The 26,938-nt window shown below is 67.0% G+C and carries 30 protein-coding genes; 12 read left to right on the top strand and 18 right to left on the bottom strand.

What is annotated here, in order from left to right:
- The first annotated feature begins 56 nt into the window (after window positions 1-56).
- From G6N37_RS07240 to G6N37_RS07260, 5 genes are read left to right on the top strand one after another with little or no spacing between them, the layout of a single operon-like run.
- A complete protein-coding gene (locus tag G6N37_RS07240) occupies window positions 57-947 on the top strand; it encodes a TIGR03854 family LLM class F420-dependent oxidoreductase (protein ID WP_163677981.1) in 891 nt (296 codons plus the stop codon).
- A 41-nt stretch (window positions 948-988) separates the two neighbouring features.
- Window positions 989-2,341: a type I glutamate--ammonia ligase gene (locus G6N37_RS07245; protein WP_163677983.1), complete on the top strand. Its 1,353-nt coding sequence runs from the start codon at window positions 989-991 to the stop codon at window positions 2,339-2,341.
- A gap of 11 nt (window positions 2,342-2,352) precedes the next feature.
- The gene (locus G6N37_RS07250) at window positions 2,353-3,456 is read left to right on the top strand and encodes an amidohydrolase family protein (protein ID WP_163684719.1); all 1,104 of its coding nucleotides are present in this window, start codon (window positions 2,353-2,355) and stop codon (window positions 3,454-3,456) included.
- 31 nt (window positions 3,457-3,487) lie between these two features.
- Entirely contained in the window at window positions 3,488-4,321 is an 834-nt protein-coding gene (locus tag G6N37_RS07255) for a lysophospholipid acyltransferase family protein (RefSeq protein ID WP_163677986.1), read from the top strand.
- On the top strand, window positions 4,321-4,755 hold the full coding sequence (locus G6N37_RS07260) for an SRPBCC family protein (RefSeq protein WP_163677990.1): 435 nt from the start codon (window positions 4,321-4,323) through the stop codon (window positions 4,753-4,755). Before G6N37_RS07255 ends, G6N37_RS07260 begins: the two co-directional genes overlap by 1 nt.
- Before the next feature lie 94 nt (window positions 4,756-4,849).
- On the opposite strand, the gene G6N37_RS07265 is transcribed toward G6N37_RS07260, so the two are convergent.
- The 3 genes from G6N37_RS07265 to G6N37_RS07275 form a co-directional block, all read right to left on the bottom strand.
- On the bottom strand, window positions 4,850-5,839 hold the full coding sequence (locus tag G6N37_RS07265) for a DMT family transporter (RefSeq protein WP_167527368.1): 990 nt from the start codon (window positions 5,837-5,839) through the stop codon (window positions 4,850-4,852).
- Window positions 5,840-5,872: 33 nt separating this feature from the next.
- A complete protein-coding gene (locus tag G6N37_RS07270) occupies window positions 5,873-6,064 on the bottom strand; it encodes a hypothetical protein (protein WP_163677993.1) in 192 nt (63 codons plus the stop codon).
- 453 nt (window positions 6,065-6,517) lie between these two features.
- On the bottom strand, window positions 6,518-6,961 hold the full coding sequence (locus tag G6N37_RS07275) for a nuclear transport factor 2 family protein (RefSeq protein WP_163684721.1): 444 nt from the start codon (window positions 6,959-6,961) through the stop codon (window positions 6,518-6,520).
- Between the two features lie 79 nt (window positions 6,962-7,040).
- Between G6N37_RS07275 and G6N37_RS07280 the strand changes: the two genes are divergently transcribed.
- Window positions 7,041-7,391: a hypothetical protein gene (locus tag G6N37_RS07280; RefSeq protein ID WP_163677996.1), complete on the top strand. Its 351-nt coding sequence runs from the start codon at window positions 7,041-7,043 to the stop codon at window positions 7,389-7,391.
- Here the strand turns inward: G6N37_RS07280 and G6N37_RS07285 are convergent.
- The 6 genes from G6N37_RS07285 to G6N37_RS07310 form a co-directional block, all read right to left on the bottom strand.
- Entirely contained in the window at window positions 7,388-8,719 is a 1,332-nt protein-coding gene (locus G6N37_RS07285; protein ID WP_163678000.1) for a cytochrome P450, read from the bottom strand. The genes G6N37_RS07280 and G6N37_RS07285 overlap by 4 nt on opposite strands.
- A 55-nt stretch (window positions 8,720-8,774) precedes the next feature.
- Window positions 8,775-9,197 carry a lipoprotein LpqH gene (locus G6N37_RS07290; protein WP_163678004.1) on the bottom strand — a complete coding sequence of 141 codons (423 nt, stop codon included), beginning with the start codon at window positions 9,195-9,197 and terminating at the stop codon, window positions 8,775-8,777.
- A 12-nt stretch (window positions 9,198-9,209) separates the two neighbouring features.
- Entirely contained in the window at window positions 9,210-10,040 is an 831-nt protein-coding gene (locus tag G6N37_RS07295; protein WP_163678007.1) for an SDR family oxidoreductase, read from the bottom strand.
- A gap of 6 nt (window positions 10,041-10,046) precedes the next feature.
- Entirely contained in the window at window positions 10,047-10,520 is a 474-nt protein-coding gene (locus G6N37_RS07300) for an SRPBCC family protein (RefSeq protein WP_174813920.1), read from the bottom strand.
- A 38-nt stretch (window positions 10,521-10,558) separates the two neighbouring features.
- On the bottom strand, window positions 10,559-11,008 hold the full coding sequence (gene rpfC, locus G6N37_RS07305; RefSeq protein WP_232075341.1) for a resuscitation-promoting factor RpfC: 450 nt from the start codon (window positions 11,006-11,008) through the stop codon (window positions 10,559-10,561).
- Window positions 11,009-11,101: 93 nt separating this feature from the next.
- Window positions 11,102-11,680, bottom strand: coding sequence for a chorismate mutase (locus G6N37_RS07310; RefSeq protein ID WP_163678013.1), 579 nt, complete (start codon window positions 11,678-11,680; stop codon window positions 11,102-11,104).
- Between the two features lie 59 nt (window positions 11,681-11,739).
- On the opposite strand from G6N37_RS07310, the gene G6N37_RS07315 reads away from it, so the two are divergent.
- Entirely contained in the window at window positions 11,740-12,357 is a 618-nt protein-coding gene (locus G6N37_RS07315) for a hypothetical protein (RefSeq protein WP_174813799.1), read from the top strand.
- An 85-nt stretch (window positions 12,358-12,442) separates the two neighbouring features.
- On the opposite strand, the gene ag85B is transcribed toward G6N37_RS07315, so the two are convergent.
- Window positions 12,443-13,435, bottom strand: a complete 993-nt coding sequence (ag85B, locus tag G6N37_RS07320) for a diacylglycerol acyltransferase/mycolyltransferase Ag85B (protein ID WP_163678016.1) — start codon at window positions 13,433-13,435, stop codon at window positions 12,443-12,445.
- A 600-nt stretch (window positions 13,436-14,035) separates the two neighbouring features.
- Here ag85B and G6N37_RS07325 point away from each other — a divergent pair.
- Entirely contained in the window at window positions 14,036-15,142 is a 1,107-nt protein-coding gene (locus tag G6N37_RS07325; RefSeq protein ID WP_179961900.1) for a DUF7159 family protein, read from the top strand.
- A gap of 21 nt (window positions 15,143-15,163) precedes the next feature.
- On the opposite strand, the gene G6N37_RS07330 is transcribed toward G6N37_RS07325, so the two are convergent.
- The 3 genes from G6N37_RS07330 to G6N37_RS07340 are packed head-to-tail and all read right to left on the bottom strand — an operon-like array spanning window position 15,164 to window position 18,035.
- A complete protein-coding gene (locus tag G6N37_RS07330) occupies window positions 15,164-15,712 on the bottom strand; it encodes a YceI family protein (RefSeq protein WP_232075343.1) in 549 nt (182 codons plus the stop codon).
- A 13-nt stretch (window positions 15,713-15,725) separates the two neighbouring features.
- The gene (locus G6N37_RS07335) at window positions 15,726-16,739 is read right to left on the bottom strand and encodes an alcohol dehydrogenase catalytic domain-containing protein (RefSeq protein ID WP_163678021.1); all 1,014 of its coding nucleotides are present in this window, start codon (window positions 16,737-16,739) and stop codon (window positions 15,726-15,728) included.
- 24 nt (window positions 16,740-16,763) lie between these two features.
- The gene (locus G6N37_RS07340; protein WP_163678024.1) at window positions 16,764-18,035 is read right to left on the bottom strand and encodes a cytochrome P450; all 1,272 of its coding nucleotides are present in this window, start codon (window positions 18,033-18,035) and stop codon (window positions 16,764-16,766) included.
- Between the two features lie 211 nt (window positions 18,036-18,246).
- Between G6N37_RS07340 and G6N37_RS07345 the strand changes: the two genes are divergently transcribed.
- The 3 genes from G6N37_RS07345 to G6N37_RS07355 are packed head-to-tail and all read left to right on the top strand — an operon-like array spanning window position 18,247 to window position 19,231.
- Window positions 18,247-18,645: a hypothetical protein gene (locus G6N37_RS07345; RefSeq protein WP_163678030.1), complete on the top strand. Its 399-nt coding sequence runs from the start codon at window positions 18,247-18,249 to the stop codon at window positions 18,643-18,645.
- Between the two features lie 11 nt (window positions 18,646-18,656).
- On the top strand, window positions 18,657-18,947 hold the full coding sequence (locus G6N37_RS07350) for a hypothetical protein (protein ID WP_163678033.1): 291 nt from the start codon (window positions 18,657-18,659) through the stop codon (window positions 18,945-18,947).
- Between the two features lie 56 nt (window positions 18,948-19,003).
- Window positions 19,004-19,231 (top strand): Rv1893 family protein, encoded by a 228-nt coding sequence (locus G6N37_RS07355; RefSeq protein WP_163678035.1) that lies wholly within the window; start codon window positions 19,004-19,006, stop codon window positions 19,229-19,231.
- A gap of 6 nt (window positions 19,232-19,237) precedes the next feature.
- Here the strand turns inward: G6N37_RS07355 and G6N37_RS07360 are convergent, their stop codons facing one another.
- The 5 genes from G6N37_RS07360 to G6N37_RS07380 all read right to left on the bottom strand — a co-directional run bounded on the left by G6N37_RS07360 (window position 19,238) and on the right by G6N37_RS07380 (window position 24,706).
- On the bottom strand, window positions 19,238-20,368 hold the full coding sequence (locus tag G6N37_RS07360) for a nitronate monooxygenase (protein WP_163678037.1): 1,131 nt from the start codon (window positions 20,366-20,368) through the stop codon (window positions 19,238-19,240).
- Between the two features lie 113 nt (window positions 20,369-20,481).
- Window positions 20,482-20,946 carry a hypothetical protein gene (locus G6N37_RS07365; RefSeq protein ID WP_163678039.1) on the bottom strand — a complete coding sequence of 155 codons (465 nt, stop codon included), beginning with the start codon at window positions 20,944-20,946 and terminating at the stop codon, window positions 20,482-20,484.
- Window positions 20,947-21,415: 469 nt separating this feature from the next.
- A complete protein-coding gene (locus tag G6N37_RS07370) occupies window positions 21,416-21,976 on the bottom strand; it encodes a GreA/GreB family elongation factor (protein WP_372514654.1) in 561 nt (186 codons plus the stop codon).
- A gap of 435 nt (window positions 21,977-22,411) precedes the next feature.
- Complete coding sequence (locus tag G6N37_RS07375; RefSeq protein ID WP_426629110.1) at window positions 22,412-23,062, bottom strand: Rv1733c family protein; 651 nt, start codon at window positions 23,060-23,062, stop codon at window positions 22,412-22,414.
- 120 nt (window positions 23,063-23,182) lie between these two features.
- Window positions 23,183-24,706, bottom strand: coding sequence for a PucR family transcriptional regulator (locus G6N37_RS07380; RefSeq protein ID WP_163678044.1), 1,524 nt, complete (start codon window positions 24,704-24,706; stop codon window positions 23,183-23,185).
- Window positions 24,707-24,997: 291 nt separating this feature from the next.
- Here G6N37_RS07380 and G6N37_RS07385 point away from each other — a divergent pair, with 291 nt between their 5' ends.
- A complete protein-coding gene (locus G6N37_RS07385; protein WP_163678046.1) occupies window positions 24,998-26,929 on the top strand; it encodes a flavin-containing monooxygenase in 1,932 nt (643 codons plus the stop codon).
- Window positions 26,930-26,938 lie beyond the last annotated feature (9 nt).

Raw genomic sequence — 26,938 nt, forward strand, 5'->3', positions numbered from 1 at the left:
CTCTCGCCGCGGGCATTCGTGGGCACAAACCGCGGCACCGCGGTGTTGCTCGGTGGGTGAAGATTCGTTTCGGCGTCGGCCTGGGTGCGGACACCGCTCCAGATCAGTTGGGCCCCATCGTCGATCACCTGGAGGCCAGCGGGGTCGACTCGCTCTGGTTCTCCGAGCTGGTATACACCCCGGCGGTCGATCCGGTGGTGGGGATGGCCTACGCGCTGGCCAGGACGACCCGGTTGAAGGTCGGCACCTCGGTGGCGGTGCTTCCGGGGCGGCACCCGGTATTGGTCGCCAAGCAATTGGCCTCGCTGGCGGCCCTGGCGCCCAAGCGGGTCCTTCCCGTCTTCGGCCTACGGTCGGCGATCCCGGCCGAGCGAGAGGTGTTCGTGGTCCCCGACGGAGAGCGGGCCGCGGTGTTCGAGGAGTCGCTGCGGGTGCTGCGCTCGGCGCTGGTCGAGGATTCGGCCGACTACAGCGGCAGGTATTTCACCGTCAGTGGTGCCGCGGTCATGCCGCGGCCGAACCCGCCGTTGGACATCTGGTTGGGCGGCTCGGCGCCGGCGGCGTTCCGGCGCATCGGCGCGCTGGCCGACGGCTGGTTGGGCAGTTTCTTGACCCCGGCGGAGGCGCGGGCGGGCCGGGAGACGATCGAACGGGCCGCGGCGCAAGCGGGCCGGCAGATCGATCCCGATCACTTCGGGATCTCATTGGCCGTGGTGGACGGGGCCGGCGGCGAGCTACCCCCGGGCCTGGCCGCGGCGGCCCGGAGCCGGCGGCCTGACGTCGACCCCGCCGAGCTGATCGCCGCAGACTGGGATCAGCTGCACCGACAATTGGACGCCTACATCGACGCGGGACTGACGAAATTCGTCATCCGGCCGGCGGGCGGTGCGCCGTTGGACGGTTTCCTCGATCGGTTCGTCACCGAGTTGCTCGGCCGCCAGAACTGAATTCGCCGGCGGAACCGCCTCGAGCCTGCACAATGGCTGCCATGACCGGCACACCGCTTGCCGCCGCGGCGATCGCCCAGCTGGAGTCCGAGGGTGTCGACACAGTCATCGGCACCGTCGTGAATCCCGCCGGGCTCACCCTGGCCAAGACGGTCCCGATCCGGCGGACGAACACGTTCGCCGATCCCGGCCTCGGGGCCAGCCCCTCGTGGCACGCCTTCGCGATCGACCAGAGCGGCATCGCCTTCACCCCCGATGTCGGCGTGATCGGGGACCAGCGACTCCGCATCGACCTCTCGGCCCTGCGCATCGTCGGCGACGGGCTCGCGTGGGCGCCCGCCGCGTTTTTCTCCCAGGACGGCGCACCCGTCCCCGCCTGCGCCCGCGGCGCGCTGAGCCGGATCGAGGCCGCGCTCAGCGAAGCCGGGATCGAGGCGATGATCGGGCACGAGGTCGAATTCCTCCTCGTCGCCCCAGACGGTGACCGCCTCCCGTCGACGTTGTGGGCGCAGTACGGCCTCGCCGGCGTCCTGGAGCACGAAGCGTTCGTCCGGGACGTCGTCCGGTCGACGGCCGCGGCGGGCATCGCGATCGAGCAGTTCCATCCCGAGTACGGTCCGAACCAGTTCGAACTCTCCCTGGCGCCACAATCCCCGGTCGCCGCCGCCGACCAACTGGTGCTGGTGCGGCTCATCGTCGGACGCGTGGCCCGCCGCCACGGGGTTCGCATCAGCCTGTCACCCGCACCGTTTGCCGGTGGCGTCGGATCCGGTGCGCATCAACATTTTTCGCTGACCATGCCGGAGGGACCCCTGTTCTCCGACGGCCCGGGCGCCAGGGGCATGACGGCGGCGGGGGAGAGCGCGGTGGCGGGGGTGGTTGCCGGACTGCCGGAGGCGCAGGGCATCCTGTGCGGCTCGATCGTGTCCGGCTTACGGATGCAGCCCGGCAATTGGGCCGGCGCGTATGCGTGCTGGGGGACCGAGAACCGCGAGGCGGCGGTGCGATTCATCGCGGGCGGTCCGGCCAACCCGCGGGGGGGAAATGTCGAGGTGAAGATCGTCGACGCCTCCGCAAACCCCTACCTGGCGTCGGCGGCGATCCTGGGGCTTGCGGTGGACGGAATCAAACGCCGGGCCGCGCTGCCGCCCGAGATCACGACCGACCCGGCGGCCCTGTCCGATTCCGACCGGGTGCGCGACGGCGTCGTCGGCCTGCAACGGGGGCAGGCCGAAGTGATTGCCGCACTGGACCGTTCGGAGCTGCTGCGGGGCATTCTGGGCGACGCCGCGGTCGACATGGTGGTTGCGGTCCGCGGTCTGGAACACGAACGCTACGGCGACCTCGACACCGAGGAACTTGCGGACAAGTTCCGCATGGCCTGGAGCCTGTGACGGGTCCCGCGATGACGTCCGACGCCCTGGCCCAACACATCGGCGAAGTGACGCTGATCGATCAACACGTCCACGGTTGCTGGTCGGCGGCGGGGGATCTGCGGCGGTTCGAGAACGCGCTCAACGAGGCGAACACCGAACCCATCGTCGGCTCGGGTTTCGACTCACAACTCGGCTTTGCGGTGCGCGCCCACTGCGCGCCCGTCCTGGGCCTCCCAAAACACGTTGATCCCCAATCCTATTGGGAACACCGCAGCCGGCTCAGCGAGACCGAACTGGCCCGCACGTTCCTGCCGGCGGCGGGAGTGAGCGATTGGCTGATGGACACCGGGATAGGCACCGACACCGCGGGCCTGGCCGGCATCGCCGAACTGTCCGGCGGCCGCGCGCACGAGGTCGTTCGCCTCGAGGAGGTGGCCGAGGAGGCCGCGCGCACGCCGGGCGACTACGCGGCGGCGTTCGACGACATCCTGCAGCGGCAGGCGGCGAGGGCGGTCGGCACCAAGTCGATCCTGGCCTACCGGGGCGGGTTTGAGGGGGACCTGAGCGAACCGTCCGCCGGGCAGGTCGCCGAGGCCGCCGGCCGGTGGCGCGACCGCGGCGGTACCCGGTTACAGGATCGGGTGTTGCTGCGCTTCGGGTTGCATCGGGCGCTGCGGCTCGGCAAGCCCCTGCAGTTCCACGTGGGACTCGGCGACCGTGACTGCGACCTACACAAGACCAACCCGCTGCTGTTACTCGACTTCCTGCGGCGGTCGGGGGACACCCCGATCGTGTTGTTGCACTGCTACCCCTACGAGCGTGAGGCCGGCTACCTGGCGCAGGCCTTCAACAGCGTCTATGTCGACGGCGGGTTGAGCGTGAACCAGCTCGGAGCGCGCGCGCCCGCGTTCGTCGCCCGGCTGCTGGAGCTGGCACCCTTCGGCAAGATCCTCTATTCGTCGGACGGGTTCGGCCCCGCGGAACTCCACTTCCTCGGTGCGGCATTGTGGCGCAAGGCAATTCATCGCGTATTGCGTGATTTCGTGGCCGATGACGACTGGAGCGAGCGCGACGCGATCCGGGTGGTCGACCTGATCGCGCACGACAACGCCGCCGGGCTCTACGGCGTTTGACCCCCGGCGACGCCGGGGTATACGGGCGGTTATGCCGACCGCGAGGGGTGTCTTGGATTGGGCCCGCGACAAAGTCGTGTCGTGGGTGCCCAAGGCCGACCTCGACCAGCGGGACCCCGACTACATCCGCGACCAGCTCCCCGGAACGTGGCTGCTGGCGTCGTTCTACTTCCGGGCGGACGTGCGGGGCATGCATCGCATTCCGGCCGAGGGGCCGGTGTTGCTCGTCGGCAACCACAGCGGCGGCAACGTGCCGCCCGACACCTTCGTGTTCACGCTGGCCTTCTGCTCCTATTTCGGCGTCGAGCGGCCCTTCTACCAATTGGCCCATAACCTCGTCGTGTCAGCACCGCCGCTGGGCTGGCTGCGCAAATTCGGCACGGTCGCGGCCAACCCCGAGAATGCCCGCCTCGCATTGGATTCCGGCGCCGCGCTGCTCGTCTACCCCGGCGGCGACTACGAGGTGTTCCGGCCCTCGTGGGAACGCCACAAGGTCGACTTCGGGGGGCGCATGGGCTACGTCAAGCTGGCCCGGGAGGCGGGGGTGCCGATCGTCCCCGTCGCCAGCGTCGGCGGCCAGGAGAGCGCGCTGTTCCTCAACCGCGGGCAGTGGCTGGCCAAGTTGCTGATGGCCGACCGGTTGCTCCGGCTGAAAAGCATCCCGATATCGCTGGCCCTGCCCTGGGGGCTCAACATCAGCGACCTGGCGGGCCACATTCCGCTGCCGACCAAGATCGTGATCGAGGTCCAGGACCCGATCGAGGTCGACGGTGACGACCAGGCGGTGCACGACAAGGTGATGGCCAGCCTGCAGGCCGGGGTCGACCGGCTGGCCGCCGAACGGCGATTCCCGGTGCTCGGCTGATGCGCGTCGAACGCCGTTGCGTCATCAACGCTCCCCGCTCGGCGGTGTGGAAGATCGTCAGCGACCCCGACTGCTACCCGTCGTTCATGACGAGCCTGGAGCGGTGGGAGTCGTCGAACGACAAGCCCCCCGGTGTCGGTGCGCGCTACACCGTGCATTGGAAGATCGGCTCCGTACCCGTGGGCGGCCTCATCGAGGTGGTCGAGTTCGACGACGACCGCGACCTGGCCTTCGTGGGCCTGACCGGCATCACCCTGCGGGGGCGAATCCGGCTGCGCGACGCCCACGACGGGCGGACGAAGGTGACGTTTCGCCTGTCGTACCAGGCGCCGGGCGGCCTGCTCGGTTACATCGCCGACCGGATCGCCGTGCGCCAGGTGGGCCGCACGCTCGCCGAGACGTTGAAGCGGCTCAAGACACTCGCCGAGTCGTAACCGAATGAGGCCGCAGGTGATCGGCTCAACCTAGTTGTCGCCCAATGTGGTTCGGGCAGCAACTGGTTCCCGAACCGTCAGCGCGTAGGAACGCTCATGCGGCACGAGCAGCTGCGCTCGCCACGAACAGGTGTCGATGGCACGGCGGACCGAACGTTTCGCGCGGCCGGGTTAGCGTCTCGGGCCCCGTAGCCTGATCAGGGGTCTCCGCGTTTTGTTCGCCACTGAGCGCCGCCGTATCGGCCTCGCCGCGGGCTAGCGCCACTATCGCGACAATCACCACTATCACGGCCGACGCCAGGACGATCGTGCCCACGCCATCGGCGTTGAGGGTCTCGCCGAGCACCACGATGCCCAGAACCGATGCCACCGCTGGTTTGGCCACGGTCACCGACGGCATTGAGGCGGTCAGCGCACCAGCGCGAAACGATGACTGCTGAAAGATCATCCCCGCCAACGCCGCCAGTATCCAGACATAGAACTCTGGCGCGCACAGCAGCGCAGCGAAACCATGTCCGGCCGCCGCGACAACGGCTTTGGTGAGCACCGCGAACAGGGCCAGTGACGAACCGGCCACCACCGCCAGCAGTACAGCCGCACGCGGACCGGGCCAAATGCGCGCACCCAGGACACAGCAGACCAGTAGCGGCCCCAACACCAGGGCCACCACAGTCCAGGTTGTCAGCGACCCCTGCGACTGCCCGGCCTTCGGGTCGCCAACCGTGACGACCACCGCCAGAGCGACGGCGAGGACCGTCGCCCACATCCACTGCCAGCGGGTCACCCGCTGATGGGTCAGCCGCGCATTGACCGGCAGGGCGAAGAGCAGCGCCGTCACCTGCAGCGCCGTCACCAACATCACCGACCCGAGCTCCAGCGCGGCGGCTTGCAGGCTGTAGTTGGCAACGGCTCCGCCGCCGCCAAGCCACCACCGGGAGTCGCGCAACGACATGCGGAACAACTCCCAGTGGCCGACTGGTTCGTCGGTGACCTCATGCGCGGACCGTTGACGGCTCACCGCGCCGATCGCGGATGCCAGCGCGGCGCACAGGGCGAGCACAACCGCGATGTCCGACTTCAACATGGGACCTCCTCAAGATGCCGAGATCACTTCGGGCTAGACCCCGAAGTAGACGCCGTACCTGCTCGCCGCGAGCGCTTTCAACAGCCACAGGACCAGCCCGGTCCCAGCCAAGGTGCCCAGAGTCACTGTCACGATGAAGGCGACCCGGAAGATCGTGGAGAGCGCCGACCGGAGAGGGTTCTGCTGGTCGACGGTTGTCGACGGGCGGATGTTACTGGCGGTCATGGCATTCTCCTCGTTGACTTCCTTCGGTCATGTGCTTTGTCGTGGCCTGGTTCACGACGAATTCATGAAGGAAATGGTCATGGACGAGGCACTGCTTCCGGAATGGCCGGGAAGCCAGATTGGTCTGCCTCTAGGGATAGGGTTTCCTATCCATTCAGCAAGCATCGCGTGATCTGGTGCGACCAGCGTCGGTTGAGGCGCCCGCCCTGAAGTCGTCAGACGACCGCACCCGAAGTCTCTGCTTTGGCGCCGCAGTTACCCGTCTCGAGTACCGTCATCGCGCAGCCCACGGCGTCCAATCGACGCCGCTCTTACGAAGCGAAGGGCCGGTCGAGGCGGGCGCGCAGCTTCGCCGTGCCGGCCAGGAGCATCACTTCGGCGCTCTGATGAGCAACCAGTCGCCCGATGCGCGGGCAGAGCCGACGCAGGATGGCCAACGCCGCGGGAGGGGCGTCAGACCATCCCCGTGGCATCGAAAACCCAGCTGGTGTCCGCATTCGCGAGGTTCTCGAAGTGGTTCGGGGGAGCGAAGGCGACGAGACTGTTCATGTCCCAATAGTCTTTCCAGACGGTGATCTTGCCGTCCGCGACCTTGTGGACCGTGACGAATCTCAGCACACCCTGCTCGCCCGACGTGAACGTCCACGTCTCGGAATGCTCGTACATGACGTCGGAACCGTTGGACACCAGCACGCCGTCGTGGTTTTCGTAGCCCGCCAGCGGCTCGAGGCCCATCTTGAGCCGCTTGACGATGTCTTCCGGTCCGCGCGCCGACAGCGCCGGAACCGGCATGTCGACGTAGAGGCAGTCATCGGACAGGAACGTCTTGACCGCCTCCCAGTCCCGCCGCGAGAGCGCCTGCCACAGCCCGAGGACGACATCCTCGACCGAAATCATAGAAACGTCTGTCATAGCGCAAATAAACTCGGTAACCGGACGGGTGTCAACACCGTCCGGACCATGGAGGATGCATTCCATGAGCGGACGGGCAAAGATCCTCATCGCCTTCGCCGTCGGCGCGATCCTCGCCGGGATCTGCGGAGCGATCGCTTATGGATTTTGGGGCGCCAGCCACGAGTGTCACGAATGGGTGGACGGCCACGGCTACCGACTGGTGCATGACGAGTGGTGGGCGAAGAACCGCGGTTGTGTGGCCAGGACGGCGGCCGGTGACGAGGTGATCCACAGCGAAGGCCTGGCCGGTAAGGCGATCGGGTGGGCGTGGCAGTTGGCGATCTTCGCGGCGGGCGCCCTGCCGACGGCGATCATTTTGGCGCTGTTTGCTTTTCGGTGGCGCGGTGGTGGTGCCGGCCCAGTGGAGCCCTAGCCGGTGATGCGGGCCATCGACCGCGCCGGCCCCAGTGCCACCGGCAGCGACGACCAGCCCCGCAGCACGCGTGTGTCGCGCCTGCTGCCCGCGCCAGCCGCGCGCACCTGGGGAAAACGTTCGAAGAAGGTCCGCAGCCCGACTTCGCCCTCGGCGCGCGCCAGCGCCGCACCCAAACAGAAGTGCCGTCCTCCGGAGAACGCGAGATGCCTTCCCGCATTGGCTCTTTCGATGTCGAAGCGGTGCGGTTCGTCGAAGACGGATGGGTCGCGGTTGGCGGCGGCCAGATAGACGAGCACCAGGTCGCCCCGCTGCAGCTGCTGGCCGGCCAGTTCGACCTCGCCCCGCGCCATCCGGGCCGTCAGCTGCACCGGCGACTCCAGCCGCAGTATCTCCTCAACGGCATTGGGCCACAGGTCGGGCCGTCGGCGCAATGTGTCGAGGTGGTCGGGAGTGTCCAGCAGCATGCGAATCCCGTTGCCCAGCAGGTTGACCGTGGTCTCGAAGCCGGCCGCCAACACCAGCCCGGCGATCGCCTGGAGCTCGCTGGCGTCCAAATAGGTTTCTGCCGAGCCGCTTTCGGCTATCTGGATCAGCTGGCTCATCAAGTTGTCGGTCGGGGCGCGCCGTAACTGGCTCAGGTGCTCGGCGAGCCACGAGCTGAAGCCGGCGAGTCCGCGCTGCACGCGGCGGTACTGCTGCCACGTCAGCCCGATGTCCAGGCTCGGTGCGGCGAGTTCACCGAATTCCAGGACGCGCCGCCGTTCCCGCTCTGGGACGCCGAGGATGTCGCTGATGATTGCGACCGGAAGCTGCGAGCAATACCGGCCGACGATGTCGACGACCTGGGAGGAGCCGGACTCGGCGGCCAGCGAATCCAACAGCTCGGCCGCGGTGTCCTCGACCCGATCCCGCAATGCGGCGACCGCCCGGGGGGTGAAGACCGCCGAGACCGTCTTGCGGTAGCGGGTGTGGTCTGGCGGCTCGACGGCGAGCAGCGACGGCGCGCGGAGCGGGTGCAGCAGGTCGTCGCGGGTGCGGCCCTCCAGCCAGCGCAACGGCCGCGGCAGATTCGCGCCGAACACCAGCACGCGGAAGTCGTCGGAGCGCAGCAACTCATGGGCGAGCGCATGGTCGGCCGTGAGGTAACTGACGCGGCCCTTGACCAACGGCCCCGCGGCCCGGAACTCGTCGTAGAAGGGCGCCGGGTTTTCGGCCACCCCGGGATCGGCGATCAGCCTGGCGTGCAAGTCACCCCGGCGGACCCCGAGCGTCGCGACGCCCCGGATGAACCCGTGCATCGCCAACCAGTGCAGTCGTTCCTTCACCGGCCCCTCCATCGATCGATGCCACCGAGCCTAGGCCCGAACGCCCCGGCCCGGGTCAGCACTCGGCGATGATCTTGAATTCTGTCGTCACCGTTTTGTTGGGGTTGCTGCTGTTGATGCCGTAGGCGCTGCCGGTGATCGTGTACGCGTCGTTGGTGACGTCGGCGTGCGCGTCGCCCACGCCGCCTTCCCAGAAGCTGCCGGTGAACCCGTCGACGTTGCGGATCTTCACCCACTGGGGCATCACCCGGTAACCACTGGTCAGCACGACCGCCTCGACGCCGCCGTCGCGGTCCTTGATGTCGATGGTGCGGTACTGCTGGGTCTGGCTGCACGCCGGGGGGCGCGTGGTGTGGGTGGCGCCGTCGATGGTCAGGCGGGCCGCTTTTCGGGGTACCGTCTGCGCACCGCCGCACCCGGCGACGCTGACGACTACCGCCACCAGGGCCAAAACGACTGTGAGCAACCGATTTTGCACCAGCCGACCTCCTTACTGCCGCTTCGGCATCAGCGCGGGTAGCGACTTGACGATGCTGCGTCGTACGAATTCCGGACTCAGACCCTTGAACAAGTCGATCAATCGGATGCTGCGGGGCACGTACCAATGCAACCGCTTCGGGTTGTGGTAAGCCTGCCATGCCGTTTCCGCCACACTGCTGGCCGGCATCAACCGCAGCATGCCCTTCTTGGGCGCGGCGGCGCGCAGTTCCTCCGCCGTCATGGGCGTGCCGCCGTCCGAGTGGTTGGTCGTCGTGGTCAGGATTGCGGTGTCGATCAGGCCGGGCAGGACGTCGGCGACCCGCACCCCGTGCCGGTGCCATTCCACGCTCAGCGCCTCGGTCAAGCCCTTGACCGCGTGCTTGGTCGACGAATACACGGCCAGGCGGGGCATGCCGTACGTCGCCGACGAGGACGACGTCGAGAACATCAGGCTGCCCGGGGCCTTCTTCAGGTACGGCAACGATGCGTAGGCGCCGCTGAGCACCGCCTTGAAGTTGATGTCGACCACGCGCATGGCGGCCTCGTATGGCACGTCCTCGAACCAGCCGGATTCACCGATCCCGGCGTTGTTCCACATCATGTCGAGGCCGCCGCCACCGTTGCCGGCGCAGAAGTCGGCCAGGGCGCCCTCGAGCGCCGCCCTGTCCGTCACGTCAACCCGGCGGGTCCACAGCCGGCCGCCACCCAGTTCTTGTTGCAGGGTGGTCAGGCCGTCGTCGTTGCGGTCCACGGCGCCGACCCGCCAGCCCTTGGCGTGGAACAGCTTTGCGCCCTCCCGACCCATGCCGCTGCCCGCGCCGGTGATGAAGACCGATTTCACGGCGCGTCAGTCCGCCTCGACCACATCTTTGATGCGGTTCAGGGTTTTGGTCATGTCGCGGACGTTGCGCCGCTTGCGCAGAAAACCACCGAACAGCCAGTAGAGGCCGATCCACGGCGCCGGGTTGAGGCGGAAAGACTCGGTCACGTCCGTGCCGCCACCGCTGGGAGCCAATCGGTAGTGCCAGTTGTTGACCGCCCGATCGCCGAGCAGCACCGCAAAGCCGAATTCGCGGCCCGGTTCACACGCGGTGACCTCGCACGTCGTCCAATACACCGGCCCGATCTCGTTACGCCGCACATGACCGCGGAATTTGGCGCCGAGGGCCGGGCCGTTCGCGTCGCCCAGCCATTCGGCCTCAAACACCTCGGGGGAGAACCGTCCGATGTTGCCGACGTTTGCGATCAGATCCCAGATCTTGTCCGCAGACGCCGCCATGTGAACGGTGGCCGAACCTTCCATGGCCTGATCCAAACACAGCTTCGCGTTCGGTCATAGACCGCGAGGGCGGTTGATCGTCAGTGTGGGGTCGCCGCCTGGATCAGCCCGTTGATGATCTCCTTGATGCCCTGCGCGGGGTGCGAGTACCACCCGATCGGCAGGCCCGAGGCGGTGCCGCACTTCGGCCACGCCTCGACCCCTTGGTCGGCGAAAACCCGGTTGGCGACGGCGATTTGCTGCTCCCGGGACGCAGCCGCGGGATTGCCGACACCGCCGTATCGCTCCCAGGTGCCCGGTTTGAATTGGAGGCCACCGTATTCACCGTTTCCGGTGTTGGCGTGCCAGTTGCCACCGGACTCGCACTGGGCGATCGCGTCCCAGTTGGGCGTGGGGGCCGAGGTGGCCACACCGGTGGACGAAGCTATCGACGCTGCAACGAACCCGCCGACCGCCAGGGACTTGACGAGAGGCTTGCAGAGAATTTTCATGTCATGGATTTCGGCCGCTGTGGCCAAAGCGTTACCCATTCGAAAATGCTGCGAGATATGTCGTCTATCTGCGGAAATGGCCTTATCAAGGAACCGGAAGAAAATGTTAGAAACCGATGAGGAAAAACTAAATTATTGCTGGCAATATGACCGCGTTGCTAACGCCAGCGCCCGTTGATAGAGGCCGTCGAGCCGGCGCCCGCGGACGACGCCGCGCGTGGCGGCGTCGAGCTGCGCGGCGCACGCCGGCGAATGCAGCAGGTCCCAATGGGCCACCACCTGGGACAGCATCACTTGATTGAGGTCGTCGATCGCTGACCGCGACGCCGACAGGTCCGCCGCCTCGGTCGGGGCGGACCCGGGATCGAGCTTCCATTGCGCGAACCGGCTGTATTCGATCCCCTCGGTCGCGCTGATCTGGTCGGCGAAGAGCCGGGTCACGTAATCGGCGTCGATCTGCTGGACCGAGGCCTGGGCGGCCATCTTCGCGAGCTCTAGCTGGGCGCGGCCCTGGTCTTCGATGGCCCCGTGGGTGGTCCACTTGAAAGCGGCGACCGGCTCGGCGATCCGTAGGCGCTGCGCGGCGGCGTCGACCAGCCCGGTGAGTGAACTCGTCTCGTCCGCTCTCGCCGGCGGCGCCGCCAGGATCGCCAGCCCGGCGAGCATGCCGCCGCAGCAGCGGGCAACGAGAGCGGTGCGGCGGTTGGCCATGACCATGATTCTGCGGCAGCCCCGCTACCCGGACCTTTTCGAGTTAGCCTGAATTGCTGATGTCGTCGCCAATGGACAGCCGCGGCCCGCGCCGGGTCGGTGGCAAGCGCGGGAAATCGTTGCGCTCGAAGCGAATTCGCGCGCTGCTCGCCCTTGCGCTGGCGATCCCCTTGCTGCTGGGTGCGGCGTTCCTGCTCATCGATCGCCTCCATTCGACGCCCGCCGACGCGCTCGAGCATCCCGCCAGCCCGGTGAACGACGAGCAGTCGCGGGCTCAGGCCGTCCAGTCGGCCCAGAACGTGGTCAGCACGACGGGCCTGCAGACGTCGTCGGCCGGCTACTCACTGATGTCCTGCAAAGACCGCGACGACCCGCCGTATCAAGGCTCGATATACCTGACCTTCTCGCTGCCCGCGGGGGCACCCGCCGACACCTACTTCGCCCGCATTGCGGCGACGCTGGCCCAGCACGGCTGGGCCGAGGGCCTGCCCCCCAACAACCACGCCTTCGCCAAGACGCTCACCAAGGACGCGGTCACGGTGATCGTTTACCGCCACGACGACGAACCCCGTCTGGGCGTCCTGCGCGTCTACGGTGAGTGCCGCAACATGAACGACCACCGCCGGGACGCGGCGGCATGGACCGATGTCACCGACCAGTTCCCCAGGACGAGTTGAACGGCCGGCCACAGAGGGCCATGACGTGCTACTGCGCCCGACGGCGTCGTCGTCGGGCGCAGTAGCGATCTCGGGACAGGTGAGGCTATCCGCCGCCGCCGGGAGTGGCACCCAGGGTGCCCTGCAGGTCCGGCTTCATGGCGTTGAGCTGCGCTCCCCAGTACTCCCAGCTGTGCGTGCCGTTGGCGTTGAAGTTGAACACCGCGTTGTGGCCGCCGGCAGCGTTGTAGGCGTCCTGGAACTTCAGGTTGCTGCTGCGTACGAAGTTCTCCAGGAACTCGGCGGGCATATTGGCCCCGCCCAGCTCCGACGGTGTGCCGTTACCGCAGTAGATCCAGAGTCGGGTGTTGTTGCCCACCAGCTTGGGGATCTGCAGTGAGGGGTCGTTGCGCTGCCACGCGGGGTCGCTCGACGGGCCCCACATGTCGCTCGCCTTGTAGCCGCCGGCGTCGCCCATCGCGAGGCCGATCAGGGAGGGCCCCATGCCCTGCGAGGGGTCCATCAGGGCCGACAGCGAACCCGCGTAGATGAACTGGTTCGGGTGGTAGGCGGCCAGGATGAGCGCCGACGAACCGGCCATCGAGATGCCGACCGCGGCGCTGCCCGTGGACTTGACGCTCTTGTTGGAGGCCAGGTACTGCGGGAGCTCACTGGTCAGGAAGGTCTCCCATTTATAGGTCGAGCAGCCGGCCTTGCCGCAGGCCGGGCTGTACCAGTCGCTGTAGAAGCTGGACTGGCCACCGACGGGCATGACGATTGACAGGCCCGACTGGTAGTACCACTCGAACGCGGGGGTGTTGATGTCCCAGCCGTTGTAGTCGTCCTGGGCGCGCAAGCCGTCCAGCAGGTACACCGCGGGGGAGCCGTTGCCGCCGCTCTGGAATTGGACCTTGATGTTGCGCCCCATCCCCGCCGACGGCACCTGCAGATATTCGACGGGCAGGCCCGGGCGGGAGAACGCTCCCGCGGTCGGCGCGCCGCCGGCAAGACCGATCAGGCCAGGCAGGGTGACAGCCGCTGCTGCACCGACTAAAAGCCGGCGCCCCCAGGCCCGGACCTTCTCGCTCAGATCTGTCATACGTGCCCCTTGTCGGTGTGATCGTCGTCTCAGGCAGGAATTTACCGTGCGAATAGGCCGAATGTCGATCGGGACGCGGGGACATCTCAGTTTGGTATCGCTTTTCCCGCAGCAATTTCACGCCCGGGATAACGGCGCTGCGACGTTCCCGGCGGCCCGCCGTCACCACCGGATGGCCCGAAACGCCTGGCAGCGGGGCCGGGCGCCGGGTGCGCCCCAATGGACAAAGCGCCCGTTTTCGGCCCGCCCCGGACGGCGGGCCGCTCCGCGACGTCCAACCGCCGCCGAAAACGCCGATTCGGTTTCCCCGCGACGTTTATCGCCGCGAGAAGAACGCGACGTTTCCGGCGCCGACGGCTGTTCTCTGACCTGCGCGCCTTGTCGACGTCATGCGGTGGTTGTCGTCCGGCAGATTGACCGGTGATGGTGAACCGGGGCGGCCGGACTTCTGTCGACCGCGTAGGCTCTCACGAAGCAAGCCGATGGAGACCACGTTATCTCGGTCCGTTCCGGCTCTCACGAACCACCTCACCAGGGTTTTCTGGTGCGCGTGGGTGCGGCTGAGGGTGTCGGAGGTCCGGGGCCGATTGGGGCATGAGTTTGGACACGGTACTTGGGCTATCAGTGACGCCGACCGCTATGGGGTGGGTGCTCGCTGAGGGGCACGGCGCGGACGGCACCATCCTGGATCATCAGGAGCTGGCGCTGCACGTCGGCCGCGGTGCGCGCGCCGTCGGTACTGCGGAGCAGGTGGCGGACGAGATCGCGCGGGTGGAAGCGCAGGCGGCTGCGAGCGACCACCGGCTGCGGGTCATCGGGGTCACCTGGAGCGACGACGCATGCGCGCAGGCCGCCCTGCTGCTCGAATCGTTGACCGACGCGGGCTTCGACAACGTCGTGCCCGTCCGCCAACTCGAGGCCGTCGAGACACTGGCACAGGCCATCGCACCGGTGATCGGCTACCAGCAGACCGCGGTCTGCATCCTCGAACCCGACTCGACGACCGTCGTCATGGTCGACACCCACGGCGGCGAAACGCAAACGGCTACCAAGCAGGTGCGCGGCGGCTTCGACGGGCTGACTCGATGGCTGACCGGCATGTTCGACCGCAACGGGTGGCAGCCGGGCGGCGTTGTCGTCGTAGGCGCGCACAACGACATCGACGGCTTCTCCTGGCATCTCGAAAATACGCTGCCCGTACCAGTTTTCGTGCAGACGATGGCGCAAGTGACCATCGCGCGGGGCGCGGCGCTCACCGCGGCCCGAAGCACCGAGTTCACCGACGACCAACTGGTCGTGCACCCCGGGGAACCGGTCACCACGCCCACGGCACCGCGGAAGCTGCCGTACACCGGGGCTGTGACCACCCTGGCCGCCGGGGTGGTCACCTTCGTCTCGTCGATATCGCTCGCGGTCGGCCTTCAGCTGGCTCCGGCCAGCAACTCCGCCCCGCGGAACGAGGTACATGCGCCGCCACCGCAGGTCGCCGAGGCTGTGGCACCGCCCCCGGTCGTCGCGCCGCTGACGCCGCAGCCGAAAGCGCCCGTCAGAGAACCGATCACGGAACCCGCCGCGCCGGACGTGCAGCAGCCGGACACCAACGGCCGCCAGTCCTACCTGACGCGAGTGCTCGAGCACATACCGGCCGACGCCGGCGACTCGACGGGTGATTCGGCGCCGCAGCCGCCCACCCAGCCGCAGCCCTGACGCCGGCGCCGGGCCGGCGGCTCAGGCGCCTTTCGCGTGAGTCGCGGTGAAGGACACCGAAACGTCATTGGCGACCTGGACCGAGCCCATCAGCAGTGAGTAGGGCTTGACGCCGTAATCCGTTTGGCGAACGGCGGATTCGACCGTCATCCGCCACGCGTCGCCGAGATCCTCGGTGCGCACATCGACGACGTGCGTTCGGGACTTGCCGCGGATGTGCAGCTTGCCGGTCAGGCGGTACCCGTCGCCGGCCTTCTCGATGGTGTCTGCGGCATAACGGATCTCGGGAAACCTGCCGGCGTCCAACGATTTCAACGCGTTCGATTTCACCAGGGTCTTTTCCGGGCCGGACAAGCCTTTGACACCGCCCTCGCCGCGCACCACCTCAAAGGAATCGACCTCGACGGCCAACTCCGCGGTGAGTGGTTCGGCGCCCGCCCAAGCCACGGTGGCCTCCCAGCGCGTCATCGTGATGGTGAGCCGATGGCCCATCCGCGCCGCCCTGCCGGTGACGCCGGTGCGGATCAACAACTCACCGTCGGATGGGGTGAGGGTCCATAGCTCGGTCACGGACGGACCGTCATCACATTGTCAGCACCGTGCGGTAGTGCGCGCGGCCCTCTTCCAACGCCGCGTAGCCCTCGGCGGCCTGTGCCAGCGGCAACTCCTCGATCCAGGCCCGGACACCGGACAGGACCGCGAAGTGCATCGTGTCTTCGACGTCTTTCGCCGTGCCGGAGGGATGACCGATCACACTGAGCCCCGGGGTGATCAATTGGACCGGGCTGATCGGCAGGGGATCGGGGGTCACGCCGATGGTGACCAGTTGGCCTTGCGGCAGCAGCCCGCCGACGGTGTCCGCCATGGCGGCGGAGTTACCGGCGGTGGCCAGCACGACCGCGACTCCACCCAAGGCCTGCAACGCTTCTGCGACATCACCGCTGGTGGAGTCGACGTAGTGATGGGCCCCCAATTTCCTGGCGTCTTCGGCTTTGGCGGTACCACGGGCGATGGCAACGGTCTCGAAACCCATCGCACGAGCGAACTGCACCCCGAGATGGCCGAGCCCGCCGACGCCCAGGATCGCCACCCGGTCACCGGGCACGGCGTTGGTCTGGCGCAGCGCGTGGTAGGTGGTGACCCCCGCGCAGCCCATCGGCGCGGCCTCCACGTCGGAGAGCTCCGACGGAATCCGGGCCAGCGAGCTGACCGGTACCGTCACCGACTCCGCGTACCCGCCGGGGTAGTGCCAGCTCGGCACCTTACCGTTCGCGCAGTGGATGAAAATCCCCCTGCGGCACGGATCGCAGTGATAACAGCAGCCGCCGAACCACCCCACCGCCACCCGGTCGCCGACCGCGAACTCTTCGACGCCGTCGCCGAGTTCGGCGATCCTCCCGGCAATTTCGTGCCCCGGGGTCAGTGGCCAGGACATGTTCGGGAAGCCGCCGTTCACGAAGGCGCGGTCGGTCCCGCATATCCCACACGCGGTGACCGCAATCCGCACCTCGTCACGACCGGGCGGCGTTGTTTCGACATCGGCGAGCTCCAGTGGGCCGCCCACGGACTGTATCCGCACGGCTTGATGTGTCGGCATCGGCTTAGCCTAGTGCGCGACAGGTTATTTCGCCGCGCCGACGGTGTGGTAGTCGACCTGCCAGTGCTTGATCCCGTTGAGCCAGCCCGAGCGGAGGCGCTCCGGCTTTCCGATCGATTCCAAGTTGGGGATGCCGTCGGCGATCGCGTTGAACATCAGGTCGATGGTCATCCGCGCCAGGTTCGCCCCGATGCAGTAATGGGCACCGGTGCCACCGAAACCCACGTGCGGGTTGGGGTCGCGCAGGATGTTGAAGGTGAACGGGTCGTCGAACACGTCCTCGTCGAAATTGGCGGAGCGGTAGACCATCACCACCCGCTGCCCCTTCTTGATCTGCACGCCCGACAGTTCGTAGTCCTCCAGCGCGGTGCGCTGGAAGGACGTCACCGGGGTGGCCCACCGGACGATCTCGTCGGCCGCGGTGGCGGGACGCTCCCGCTTGAACAGCTCCCACTGATCGGGGAAATCGGTGAAGGCCATCATGCCCTGGGTGATGGAGTTGCGAGTGGTCTCGTTGCCGGCCACCGCCAGCAGGATCACGAAGAAACCGAACTCGTCGTCGGACAGCTTGTGGCCGTCGATGTCGGCCTGGACCAGCTTGGTGACCAGGTCTTCGCCCGGATTCTTCGCCCGCTCGGCGGCCATCTGCATGCCGTACATGATGAGTTCGACGGACGCGGTCATGGCGTCGTTGCTGGCGAACTCGGGGTCCTGGTCACCGACCATTTCGTTGGACCAGTGGAAAAGCTTCTTGCGGTCTTCCTGTGGCACGCCCATCAACCCGGCGATGGCCTGCAACGGCAGCTCGCACGACACCTGCTCGACGAAGTCACCGCGCCCCTCGGCGGCCGCTTCCTCGACGATGCGCCGGGCGCGCTCGGCGAGGTCGCCGCGCAGGCGCTCGATGGCTCGAGGGGTGAAGGCACGCGAGATGATCTTGCGCAGCCGGGTGTGTTGGGGTGCATCCATATTGAGCAGGACGAACTTGCCGCGTTCGACCTGCTCGTCGACCGTGCCGTCCTTGTAGCGTGGCAGCGCGGTCTTCTGCAGGCTGGAGAACACGTCGCTGCGCAGCGAAACCTCTTTGACGTCTTTGTGCTTGGACACCACCCAGAAGCCGCCGTCGTCGAATCCGCCCGCCCCGATCGGCTGCTCGTTCCACCAGATCGGCGCGGTTCGGCGCAGCTCGGCCAGCTCTTCCACCGGCAGCCGCTCGGCGTGGACGTCCGGGTCGGTGAAGTCGAATCCGGGCGGAAGATTGGGGACCGGCTTGGCGGTTGGCTCGACGGTTGGCATGGCCCGCTCCTCGATGACGAAGTGGTCTAGTCGTCTTTGTGCAAATAAACCATTGCCGCACCACGGTTGGGAAGCATTGCGGCAAGATCGCCGGGGCCGAATTGGAACGTGTTCAGCGTTCCGCGCCCGGCCGGCCGATACGGTCTTGTGGCCGGCGCCCCGATGGATATGCTTTGGTGCAGGTCACCGGCGACGACAGGCGGGGTGGAACATGATTCGGGAACTGCTCAGCGCCGCTTCTGTAGCGGGCATCGCGATTGGCATGGCGCCGTGCGCGGCCGCGGGGTACGACGGCGACGTGCCGGGCATGAATTATCAGGCGTCGCTGGGCGCGCCGTGCGACAACTACGAGCGCTTCATCTTCGGTCGAGGCCCCAGCGGCCAGGCCGAGGCGTGCCACTTCCCGCCGCCCAACCAGTTCCCTGCGGCGACCACCGGGTACTGGGTCATCTCGTACCCGCTGTACGGCGTGCAGCAGGCGGGCGCGAAGTGCCCTGGGCCGCAGGCGGCGGCGCAGTCCGACGCCGGGCTGCCCATGCTGTGCCTCGGGGAGCGGGGCTGGCAAGAGGGATGGTTCACCGGGGCGGGGTTCTTCCCGCCGGCCGGATGACCGGCTGAGCCATGGCCGACGCGCGGCCCGCCGCAACGCCGATCCCGCGCTGGCTGCGGTTCGTCCTCGCGTCCGATCGTGCCGGCTCGGCGTGGTACATCGGGACGGGCTTCTTCTTCGCGCCGGTTCTCGCCGTGCTGTCGCCGTGGCCCACCGTCACCGCGGTGCTGTGGGGGATCATCGGGATGGCCGGGCTGTGGCTCGGCCTGCTGGGCATCGCGATGGCCGTCGGGCTGGCCCGAATCTTGCGGTCCGGCGCCGAGATCCCCGAATCCTATTGGCGCACCTTGGTGAACTACTAGCGCAGCCCGGCCGGGCTAGAGTCATAGCAACTGTCCTGCGACTAGAGGAGATCGAGATGGGCTTCACCCCGAAGGATGCGGTCGACGCGGCCAGGGATATCGCGACCAACGCGGTCGAAAAGGCTTCCGACATCGTGGAACACGCCAGCGACATCATCCGTGGCGACATCGCCGGCGGCGCCAGCGGGATCGTTCAGAACTCGATCGACATCGGCACGTACGCGGTGGACCGCACCAAAGAGATGTTCACCGGCCGCGACGAGGTCGACGACGACGAAATCTAGCGGCCGTCAGATGGAGGCGGCCTCGTTGAGCTCGTCGAGCCTGTTGGTCGCCTCCAGGTATTCCTGCACCCAGCGCTCGATGACCGTCGCCGTCTTCTCCACCTTGGTGAACTGGCCGACGACCTGACCGACCGGGTTGAACGCGACGTCCACGCTCTCGTTCGGGTACCGGTTCGTTGCCCGCACCGCCATGCCGGAGACCATGTACTGCAGCGGCATGCCGAGCGGCTTCGGGTTGTCCGGCTGCTCCCACGCTTCGGTCCAGTCGTTACGCAACATGCGGGCCGGCTTGCCGGTGAACGACCGGCTGCGCACGGTGTCGCGGCTACCCGCCTTCACGTACGCCTGCTGCTGAACCGGGGTGTTCGAGGATTCCTCGACCATCAGCCACTGCGAGCCCGTCCACGCCCCTTGGGCACCCAGCGCCAGTGCCGCCGCGATCTGCTGGCCGCTGCCGATACCGCCGGCCGCCAGCACCGGCACCGGGGCGACCTCCTTGACCACCTGCGGCCACAACACGATGGAGCCCACCTCGCCGCAGTGCCCGCCCGCCTCGCCGCCCTGGGCGATGATGATGTCGACGCCGGCGTCGGCGTGCTTGCGTGCCTGCGACGGCGAGCCGCACAGCGCGGCCACCTTGAGTCCGGCGTCGTGGATGTGCTTGATCATGTCCGCCGGCGGGGTGCCGAGCGCGTTGGCGATCATCTTCACTTTGGGGTGCTTGAGCGCCACCTCGACCTGGGGCGTGGCGGTCGCCTCGGTCCAACCGAGGAGCTGCAGGCTGTCGCCGTCGCTGTCCTCGATCGGCACGCCGTGGTCGGCGAGGATCTTCTTGCCGAAGTCCAGGTGCTCTTGGGGCACCATCTTGCGCAGCGTTTCGGCCAGCTCTTCGGCGGACAGGTGCGAGTCCATCCCCTCGTACTTGTTGGGAATGACGATGTCGACCCCGTACGGGTGGTCGCCGATGTTCTCGTCGATCCAGTTGAGCTCGATCTCGAGCTGCTCCGGGGTGAAGCCGACCGCGCCGAGCACGCCGAACCCCCCGGCCTTGCTGACCGCGACCACGACATCACGACAGTGGGTGAACGCGAAGATCGGAAACTCGATACCTAGCTCATCGCAGATGGCGGTGTGCATGCCTACTCCTGGGACCCGGCCGAATTGAAACGTGTTCTAGTTTAGTACGGACCCCATTGACGTGGCCAGCGGGTCCTGACCTGCGTTTTGTCACTACGACCCGTCGCTGGCTGTCAGACTGCCGCGCTGTGGGCAACCCACAGCACCACGAACGCGAACATGCAGCCGGCGCACACGAGATGATCCCGGCAGACCGACCTGGCCAGCCGCGCCTGCTCGGGCGCATCGTCCACCCGGCGCCCGAGTCGCACCGCGTCGGGAACCGTTTGCGTCAGGGCCAGCATGATCGGAATCCCCGCGAGGACGGCCGACAGCACCAGCAGCCACCACGGTTCCAGGCCGCGGGCGGACTGGAAGGTCAACGCCGCCAACAGGATCACCATGACGAGGGCGATGAGCCGGCTCATCGGGCGGGACGTGGTGGTGGCGCGGTGGTAGTAAGCCGCGACGGATGCGAGCACAGGCTCGGGCAGATCAGCTGGCGCAGAACGAAACCGGAGCACCTGCACGTCGAATATCAGATCCATCCACAGGACGGCGAACAGGAACCCGGCGCAGGCCGTGAGCAACGAGGCCATGACGCTCCTCCATCTCCGGCTCACTGGGAGCACTCGCTCGACGTGGATCCATTGTTTCTCAGCACCGTGTCGAAGTGGAATCAGCTTGGCCTCGTTCTCGATGCGCACTGCCACGTTCACGCGCCCGACACATTTCGTGGTGCCGCCCCGTCTTAGACGGCAGCCCTGACTGCAGGCGTACCTGGTGCGACCGCCGCGCGTGCACCAGCAGCCCAGCCGTGGGGACATTGGGCACTATCGATTTCCTCGGCGACTACATTCGCCCGTACGCAACGGCCATCATGAGGCCGATCACCGCCATCAGAAGAAACACCATCGCCACCGGGTCGATTAGTTCGAACATCATGCGATCACCACTGCCTCGGGCCGTCAGCCATGCCGGATTGAACGGCTGGTGAATGCCACTACACGACGTATGTCGTTGTAGCACAACACGAATGGCGCCTGGTCGCTGATGCCGCCAGCCGATCTACGCCGCGACGCGATGTCGTTGACGCCTACTTCGTTTCGGCTGCTTGCCTGTCGTTGTGGTGGTCTCTGGCGCCCGAGGGTCACCGTTGCGTCGCGGTGGCGGCCTGTGGTCGGGGTTTTTCGCCACGTACATCTCGTACGGCACGGCCTCTAGCAGCGTCACCAGCCGTCCCCTCTCGTCGGGGAGCGGGTAGATGCGCTGCTCGCCAGGACGTGCGCCGGCGATCGCGTGGCCCAGCGGCGACAGCGTCGAGTAGACCGTGACGTCGGCGCCCTCGCCGAAACGCCGGCCGAGCAGGAAGGTTTCCGTCTCGCCGGAGGCGTCGTAGCGGATGGTAAGAACCATGCCCGGTTCGGCGATGCGAGCGCCGACGGCGTCCTCACCGACGACTGCGTTGGTCAGCAGATCCTGAATCTCGCATATGCGTGCACGTCGCGCCGCGTAGCCCGCGACGAGATTCGCGTCATAATCCATGAAGTCGTCGGGAACTTCGATACTGCGCCGCGAGCGCAGCGCGGCGAGCTCATTGTGCAGTCGCGCGTAGTCCAGTCGCGTCATCCAGATGCGTTCGGTACTAGTCATTTTGGGTGGTGTCCTTTCTCTTGTCGAGGAGTGTCGTCAGGGGCGGGCCCAATGCGGGCAGCCGCCACTGACGACCCGCAGGGCCCGTGGTGGGCAAATTCCGGCGCGTTTGAACCCGCGGCTATCGCGGGGTGTCAGCGTCCGTTTTCGGCGCAGCGGATCGAACTCGCGCAGGGGCTTCGGGTTGCCGGCCGGAGGCGGACTGTTCGGCGTGAACTTTGGTCGTCAATTCCCATGGTGGCGTGAATGGAAGCTGCAGTGTTTGCCAGAACCGGACAACACCGCGGTGGTCGATTGTCGCCATCCGACAACGCGGATTCGTGATCGTGGCCTGGAAGCCGATACCGCGAATCTCGGACCCGCACCGGACGCCGCGGCGGGAAAGTCGCGGCGACGATACGGGTAGTGGGTTTAGCGCTGGTTGGTGTGCCCGTCGCCGTCGACGACCAGATTGTCGAAGTTCTTTTGCCATTGCGCGTGGCGGGCCCGGTTGAAGGCCGCCCGGGTACCGGCGACCAGCACGCCTGCCGCGATGGCCACGCCGAACCAGGTCAATAATGCGGCCGCCACTGCCTCGTCGCCAGCGGTTTCGGGGGGTGGGCCGACATGCGAACCGTCTTCACCCACCCAGATGTCGATCGAATCACCGATGGTGACTCCCCGAGGCGCCGACACTGCGCCGGTGTGTTCGGTCCCGCCATCAACCCATCGGGCAAGTACGGTGATCGTCGGTCCTAACGATTCGTGGTAGGCGACCTTGAGGCTGGTGACTGTCCCGGTGACCACGCGACTGATCTGGGCCCGCTCGGCGTATTGGCGGCTGCGGGAGTCGTAGACCACGGTGCCCACGGCGGCAGCGATCGGCACGGCAATGACCGAGATGACCACGGCCAGCACCACAACGAGTGCCTCGACTCGATCTCCGATGCGTACCAATGGGTTGAAGCCAAATAGTTGCGCAAATCGCCACCGCGGCAAGCGCACGGTAAAGGTGTCCAACGCCGTGTCTTCGTCCGACCGATGGCCCGTCGGCCGGCCACAATTGGGATGCGGGGTAGTCATTGGTTGATTCCTGTCGGCGGGTCGCTATGGCTTCATCGTGGCGTGAGTGGGCCCGGCAGGCTTTGCGGAAACTCAACAATGGCGTCGCGGCCTTTTGTTGCATTTCGATAGCGTCGACGGTTAATCGTCGTCCGCGACCGCGAGGTCGATCATCATGGCCAGCCGCTTTCTGGCGTCGTCCAACGGCAGCTCGGTGATTTCGGCCATCTTGCGTAGCCGGTATCGCACCGTGTTTTCGTGTACTCCCAAACGCCGACCGGCCTCGACCGGGTCGCCCTGGGCCTCCAGCCAGCCCCGCAGCGTCGCCACGTAGTCGGTCTCGTTGGCGCGGTCGTGGCGACGCAGCTCGGCCACCGGTCCACGGTCGGGGGACCGGCCTGACCGCGACCCGATGCGCAGCCGCTGCAGCAGGATTTCATCCCATGACTCGTCGTAAGCAGGAGGCGTGACCCGCGACGTCGCCTCGTGCAGCGCGAGGCACTCATCGGCCTCGCGGCGGGCGGCTGCGAGGTCCGCCACCTCGGCTACCCCGCTGATGCCGGCCAACACCGTTACCCGCTCGGGTAGGGCCGCCCGCAAGCCGGTGATCCAGCGTCGGGCCGTCATTACCTGGTCGCCGGGAAGCACGGTGTAGACGGTGTTGCCTGCCAAGGCGCTGCGGCCTGGACGTGACCAACCGAACCCGGTGGTGGCGCGCTCGAACGCGAGCAGAAGAGGGGCATCGCGTTCGGTGCTGGTGAACGCTTGGAGTGCGATCACCCGCAACTGACTGTGCGGCAGGCCCAGCCTGCTGGCCAGCGTGGCGGCGTCAGCGGCGCCCTCCAACAACCGGATCACCAGCTCGGACTCGACCTGGCGCTCCAGGTCCGCGCTGGCTCGTGACCGCAGCAGATGCAAGGCCACCGTGTGCGCGCCGTCGGCCAAGGCGATGAGCGCGACCCCGTCCAGCGGCGCCGAGCACGCGACCCACACCGACCCGAGGAGTTCTCGTCCCGAGCGCACCGCCACCACCATCCGGCCGGTCATCCCCTGCTCGGTGTCCTCGGCGACAAACAGTGGATCGTCGGAGGCCGCCAGGTGCGCGAAGACTCCGCGGGCCTCGAATAATGCGCGCAGCTGTTCCGGTGCCTGTCGTTCCAGGATGGTCGCCACCCGCGCAGAGTCCGCGTCCTGCTGCTGCCTCGAATACGCCAGCACCCGCAACAGCCGATCGTGGATAACTAGTGCACCGCCGATGGCGTCGGCCAGACTGTCCGCCAGCGCGAACAAATCGGTGGGACCACGACCGGACTCTGTCTCACGGCCCTCCAGCACCAGCCCATAGACGACCGCCGCCACCTCGCTCCAGGCCATCTCCTCGTCGACAACCATGATCGCGAGGTCGTCGGACGCACCGGCGAAGGTCACCTCTTGGCCGTGGCCGCGCAGTAGCACCACGGTGGCCCGAGCCGAGGTTGCCCAATGCACAGCTTGGGTCACCGTGTCGGCACCGATGGCCAACAAGACATCGCCGACGACGGCGCGGTTTCCGACGGACTCGTGGATGACGACGCTGCGCAATTCCGTCGACCGCGGCACAGATGACCATTTAAGGCGGACTCCGTAATCGCCCAACACATTCACTAAGCGGTCCAACGTGATCACAAGCCGCTCCCCATACCATCGACCGTAGCGACATTTCTGTGGCCGTTACGGAACTCTGGACACGAGACATAACCGGCGACGGCTCTCACGTGATTGGTGGCGAGCCGCATTACGGATTAACGGCACGAACCACATAGGCGGCGAGTGCGCAAGACGCAGGGACGAGGACGCTGACGCGCCGTAGCGATCACGCTATTGATCCGCTCCCTCGCCAGCGGGTAGCGTAGTGCTGCCAATTACGACACGGCTAGTAGCGTAATTGCGGCCCCGTTCACCGAGAGGATCGGCTCGATGCGCAGCGCCTACGCCGGCGTTCCCTTCACCACGTCGACGGCGGAGATCGAAGCCGCCCTGGCGGATGTCAGCATTCCGACGCTGCTGTTGTCGCTCGTGCACATCACCGGCGACCCGCGCTTCATCCGCGACTTCAAGCAGATGGGCGTCTTCCTCAACGAGATCCAGGGATTCATGTCCGAGGAGGACAAGGCGCGGGCCCGGGCGGCGGCCTTGCCGGTGATCACCGACTACCGGGACCGCGGATGTCCCGAGCCGGAACCGCTCGGCGTCGACCTCATCCGGGAAATGATGGACTGGGCGGCCTGCGAGCACGTGAGTGACGACTACCTGCCCCTGGTCCTGGAAGAGATGGACCTCGACGGCGTCGATCCGCGCCGCCCGCCGGCCCTGCCGCCGGAAAGCGCCGCAGACGTCCCGGTTCTCGTCGTCGGCTGCGGCGAATCGGGCATTCTGGCCGGAATCCGGCTCAAGCAGGCCAACATTCCCTTCACCATCGTGGAGAAGAACCCCGGGCCGGGTGGAACCTGGTGGGAGAACAGCTATCCCGGAGCCCGCGTCGACGTGGCCAACCACTTCTACTGCTACAGCTTCGAACCCAACAACGACTGGACGCACTTCTTCGCCGAGCAGCACGAGCTGCAGGACTATTTCACCCGGGTCATGAATAAGCACGACCTGGCCGAGCACGTGCTGTGGAATACGGAGGTGCTGGCCGCCGAGTGGGTCGACGACGACGCCACCTGGAGCATCCGGCTGCGCGGCGCCGAGGGCCAGACGCGCACGGTACGCGCCCGCGCCCTGATCACGGCCGTCGGTCAGTTGAACCGGCCCAACATTCCCGACTTCGCCGGGGCCGAGACGTTCGCGGGCCCGTCGTTCCATTCCGCCGCCTGGGACCACTCCGTCGACATGAGCGGCAAGCGCGTCGCGCTGGTCGGCGCCGGCGCCAGCGGTTTCCAGATCGCCCCCGCGATCGCCCCGAAAGTGGAGCACCTCACCGTGTTCCAGCGCACCGCGCAGTGGATGTTCCCCAACCCGATGTATCACGACGAGGTCGGCGAGGGCATGCGCTGGGCGATGCGCCACCTGCCGTACTACGGACGGTGGTACCGCTTCCTGGTGCTCTGGCCCGGCTCCGACAAGGGTCTGGACGCCGCGGAGAGCGACCCGGACTATGCCGACCAGGACCATGCCGTCAGCGACATCAACGCCGCCGCCCAGATGATGTTCTCCCAGTGGATCACCAGTCAGGTCGGTGAACGGGACGAACTGCTGAGCAAGGTGATGCCCGACTATCCGGCCTGCGGCAAACGGACCCTGCAGGACAACGGCAGCTGGCTGCAAACACTGCAACGGGACAACGTGGAACTGGTGCGCACACCGATCCGCCAGATCACGCCCCGCGGCATCGTCACCGAGGACGGCGTGACGCACGAGGTCGACGTCATCGTGTACGCCACCGGTTTCCGGCACACCGACGTGCTGTGGCCGCTGAAGATCACCGGCCGCGACGGGGTGGACCTGCACCAGTTGTGGGGGAGCCGGCCGTACGCCTACCTCGGCATCACCGTTCCGAAGTTCCCCAACTTCTTCATCATCTACGGGCCCGGGACCCACCTGGCGCACGGGGGCAGCCTGATCTTTCAGTCCGAACTGCAGATGCGCTACATCGACCAGTGCCTGGCGCGGCTGGCCGAGGCGCACGTGCACTCGATGGAACCGAAGCCCGACGCCGCCACCGATTGGCATGAGCGCACCCAGAACCAGATCAAGAAGATGGTGTGGGCGCACCCCGCGGTCAAACACTCCTACTTCAAGAACGCCGACGGGGAGATCCACACCGTCAGCCCGTGGCGCCTCAACGAGTACTGGGCCGCGGTGCGCGAGCCCGACTGGTCACAATTCGTCGTCCGGCAATGGAAGTGAGCTCGCCAC

It is taken from the genome of Mycobacterium seoulense (assembly GCF_010731595.1).
In the GTDB taxonomy this organism is placed as follows: Bacteria; Actinomycetota; Actinomycetes; order Mycobacteriales; family Mycobacteriaceae; genus Mycobacterium; species Mycobacterium seoulense.

Coding starts and splice junctions, on each gene's coding strand:
- G6N37_RS07260 (WP_163677990.1), top strand. CDS start 4,321: ATGCGCGTCGAACGCCGTTGCGTCATCAACGCTCCCCGCTCGGCGGTG.
- G6N37_RS07255 (WP_163677986.1), top strand. CDS start 3,488: ATGCCGACCGCGAGGGGTGTCTTGGATTGGGCCCGCGACAAAGTCGTG.
- G6N37_RS07265 (WP_167527368.1), bottom strand. CDS start 5,839: ATGTTGAAGTCGGACATCGCGGTTGTGCTCGCCCTGTGCGCCGCGCTG.
- G6N37_RS07385 (WP_163678046.1), top strand. CDS start 24,998: ATGCGCAGCGCCTACGCCGGCGTTCCCTTCACCACGTCGACGGCGGAG.
- G6N37_RS07345 (WP_163678030.1), top strand. CDS start 18,247: ATGATTCGGGAACTGCTCAGCGCCGCTTCTGTAGCGGGCATCGCGATT.
- G6N37_RS07315 (WP_174813799.1), top strand. CDS start 11,740: ATGTCGTCGCCAATGGACAGCCGCGGCCCGCGCCGGGTCGGTGGCAAG.
- G6N37_RS07375 (WP_426629110.1), bottom strand. CDS start 23,062: ATGACTACCCCGCATCCCAATTGTGGCCGGCCGACGGGCCATCGGTCG.
- G6N37_RS07250 (WP_163684719.1), top strand. CDS start 2,353: ATGACGTCCGACGCCCTGGCCCAACACATCGGCGAAGTGACGCTGATC.
- G6N37_RS07355 (WP_163678035.1), top strand. CDS start 19,004: ATGGGCTTCACCCCGAAGGATGCGGTCGACGCGGCCAGGGATATCGCG.
- G6N37_RS07270 (WP_163677993.1), bottom strand. CDS start 6,064: ATGACCGCCAGTAACATCCGCCCGTCGACAACCGTCGACCAGCAGAAC.
- G6N37_RS07360 (WP_163678037.1), bottom strand. CDS start 20,368: ATGCACACCGCCATCTGCGATGAGCTAGGTATCGAGTTTCCGATCTTC.
- G6N37_RS07280 (WP_163677996.1), top strand. CDS start 7,041: ATGAGCGGACGGGCAAAGATCCTCATCGCCTTCGCCGTCGGCGCGATC.
- ag85B (WP_163678016.1), bottom strand. CDS start 13,435: ATGACAGATCTGAGCGAGAAGGTCCGGGCCTGGGGGCGCCGGCTTTTA.
- G6N37_RS07310 (WP_163678013.1), bottom strand. CDS start 11,680: ATGGCCAACCGCCGCACCGCTCTCGTTGCCCGCTGCTGCGGCGGCATG.
- G6N37_RS07340 (WP_163678024.1), bottom strand. CDS start 18,035: ATGCCAACCGTCGAGCCAACCGCCAAGCCGGTCCCCAATCTTCCGCCC.
- G6N37_RS07365 (WP_163678039.1), bottom strand. CDS start 20,946: ATGGCCTCGTTGCTCACGGCCTGCGCCGGGTTCCTGTTCGCCGTCCTG.
- rpfC (WP_232075341.1), bottom strand. CDS start 11,008: ATGGGTAACGCTTTGGCCACAGCGGCCGAAATCCATGACATGAAAATT.
- G6N37_RS07245 (WP_163677983.1), top strand. CDS start 989: ATGACCGGCACACCGCTTGCCGCCGCGGCGATCGCCCAGCTGGAGTCC.
- G6N37_RS07350 (WP_163678033.1), top strand. CDS start 18,657: ATGGCCGACGCGCGGCCCGCCGCAACGCCGATCCCGCGCTGGCTGCGG.
- G6N37_RS07275 (WP_163684721.1), bottom strand. CDS start 6,961: ATGATTTCGGTCGAGGATGTCGTCCTCGGGCTGTGGCAGGCGCTCTCG.
- G6N37_RS07335 (WP_163678021.1), bottom strand. CDS start 16,739: ATGCCGACACATCAAGCCGTGCGGATACAGTCCGTGGGCGGCCCACTG.
- G6N37_RS07370 (WP_372514654.1), bottom strand. CDS start 21,976: ATGACGCGACTGGACTACGCGCGACTGCACAATGAGCTCGCCGCGCTG.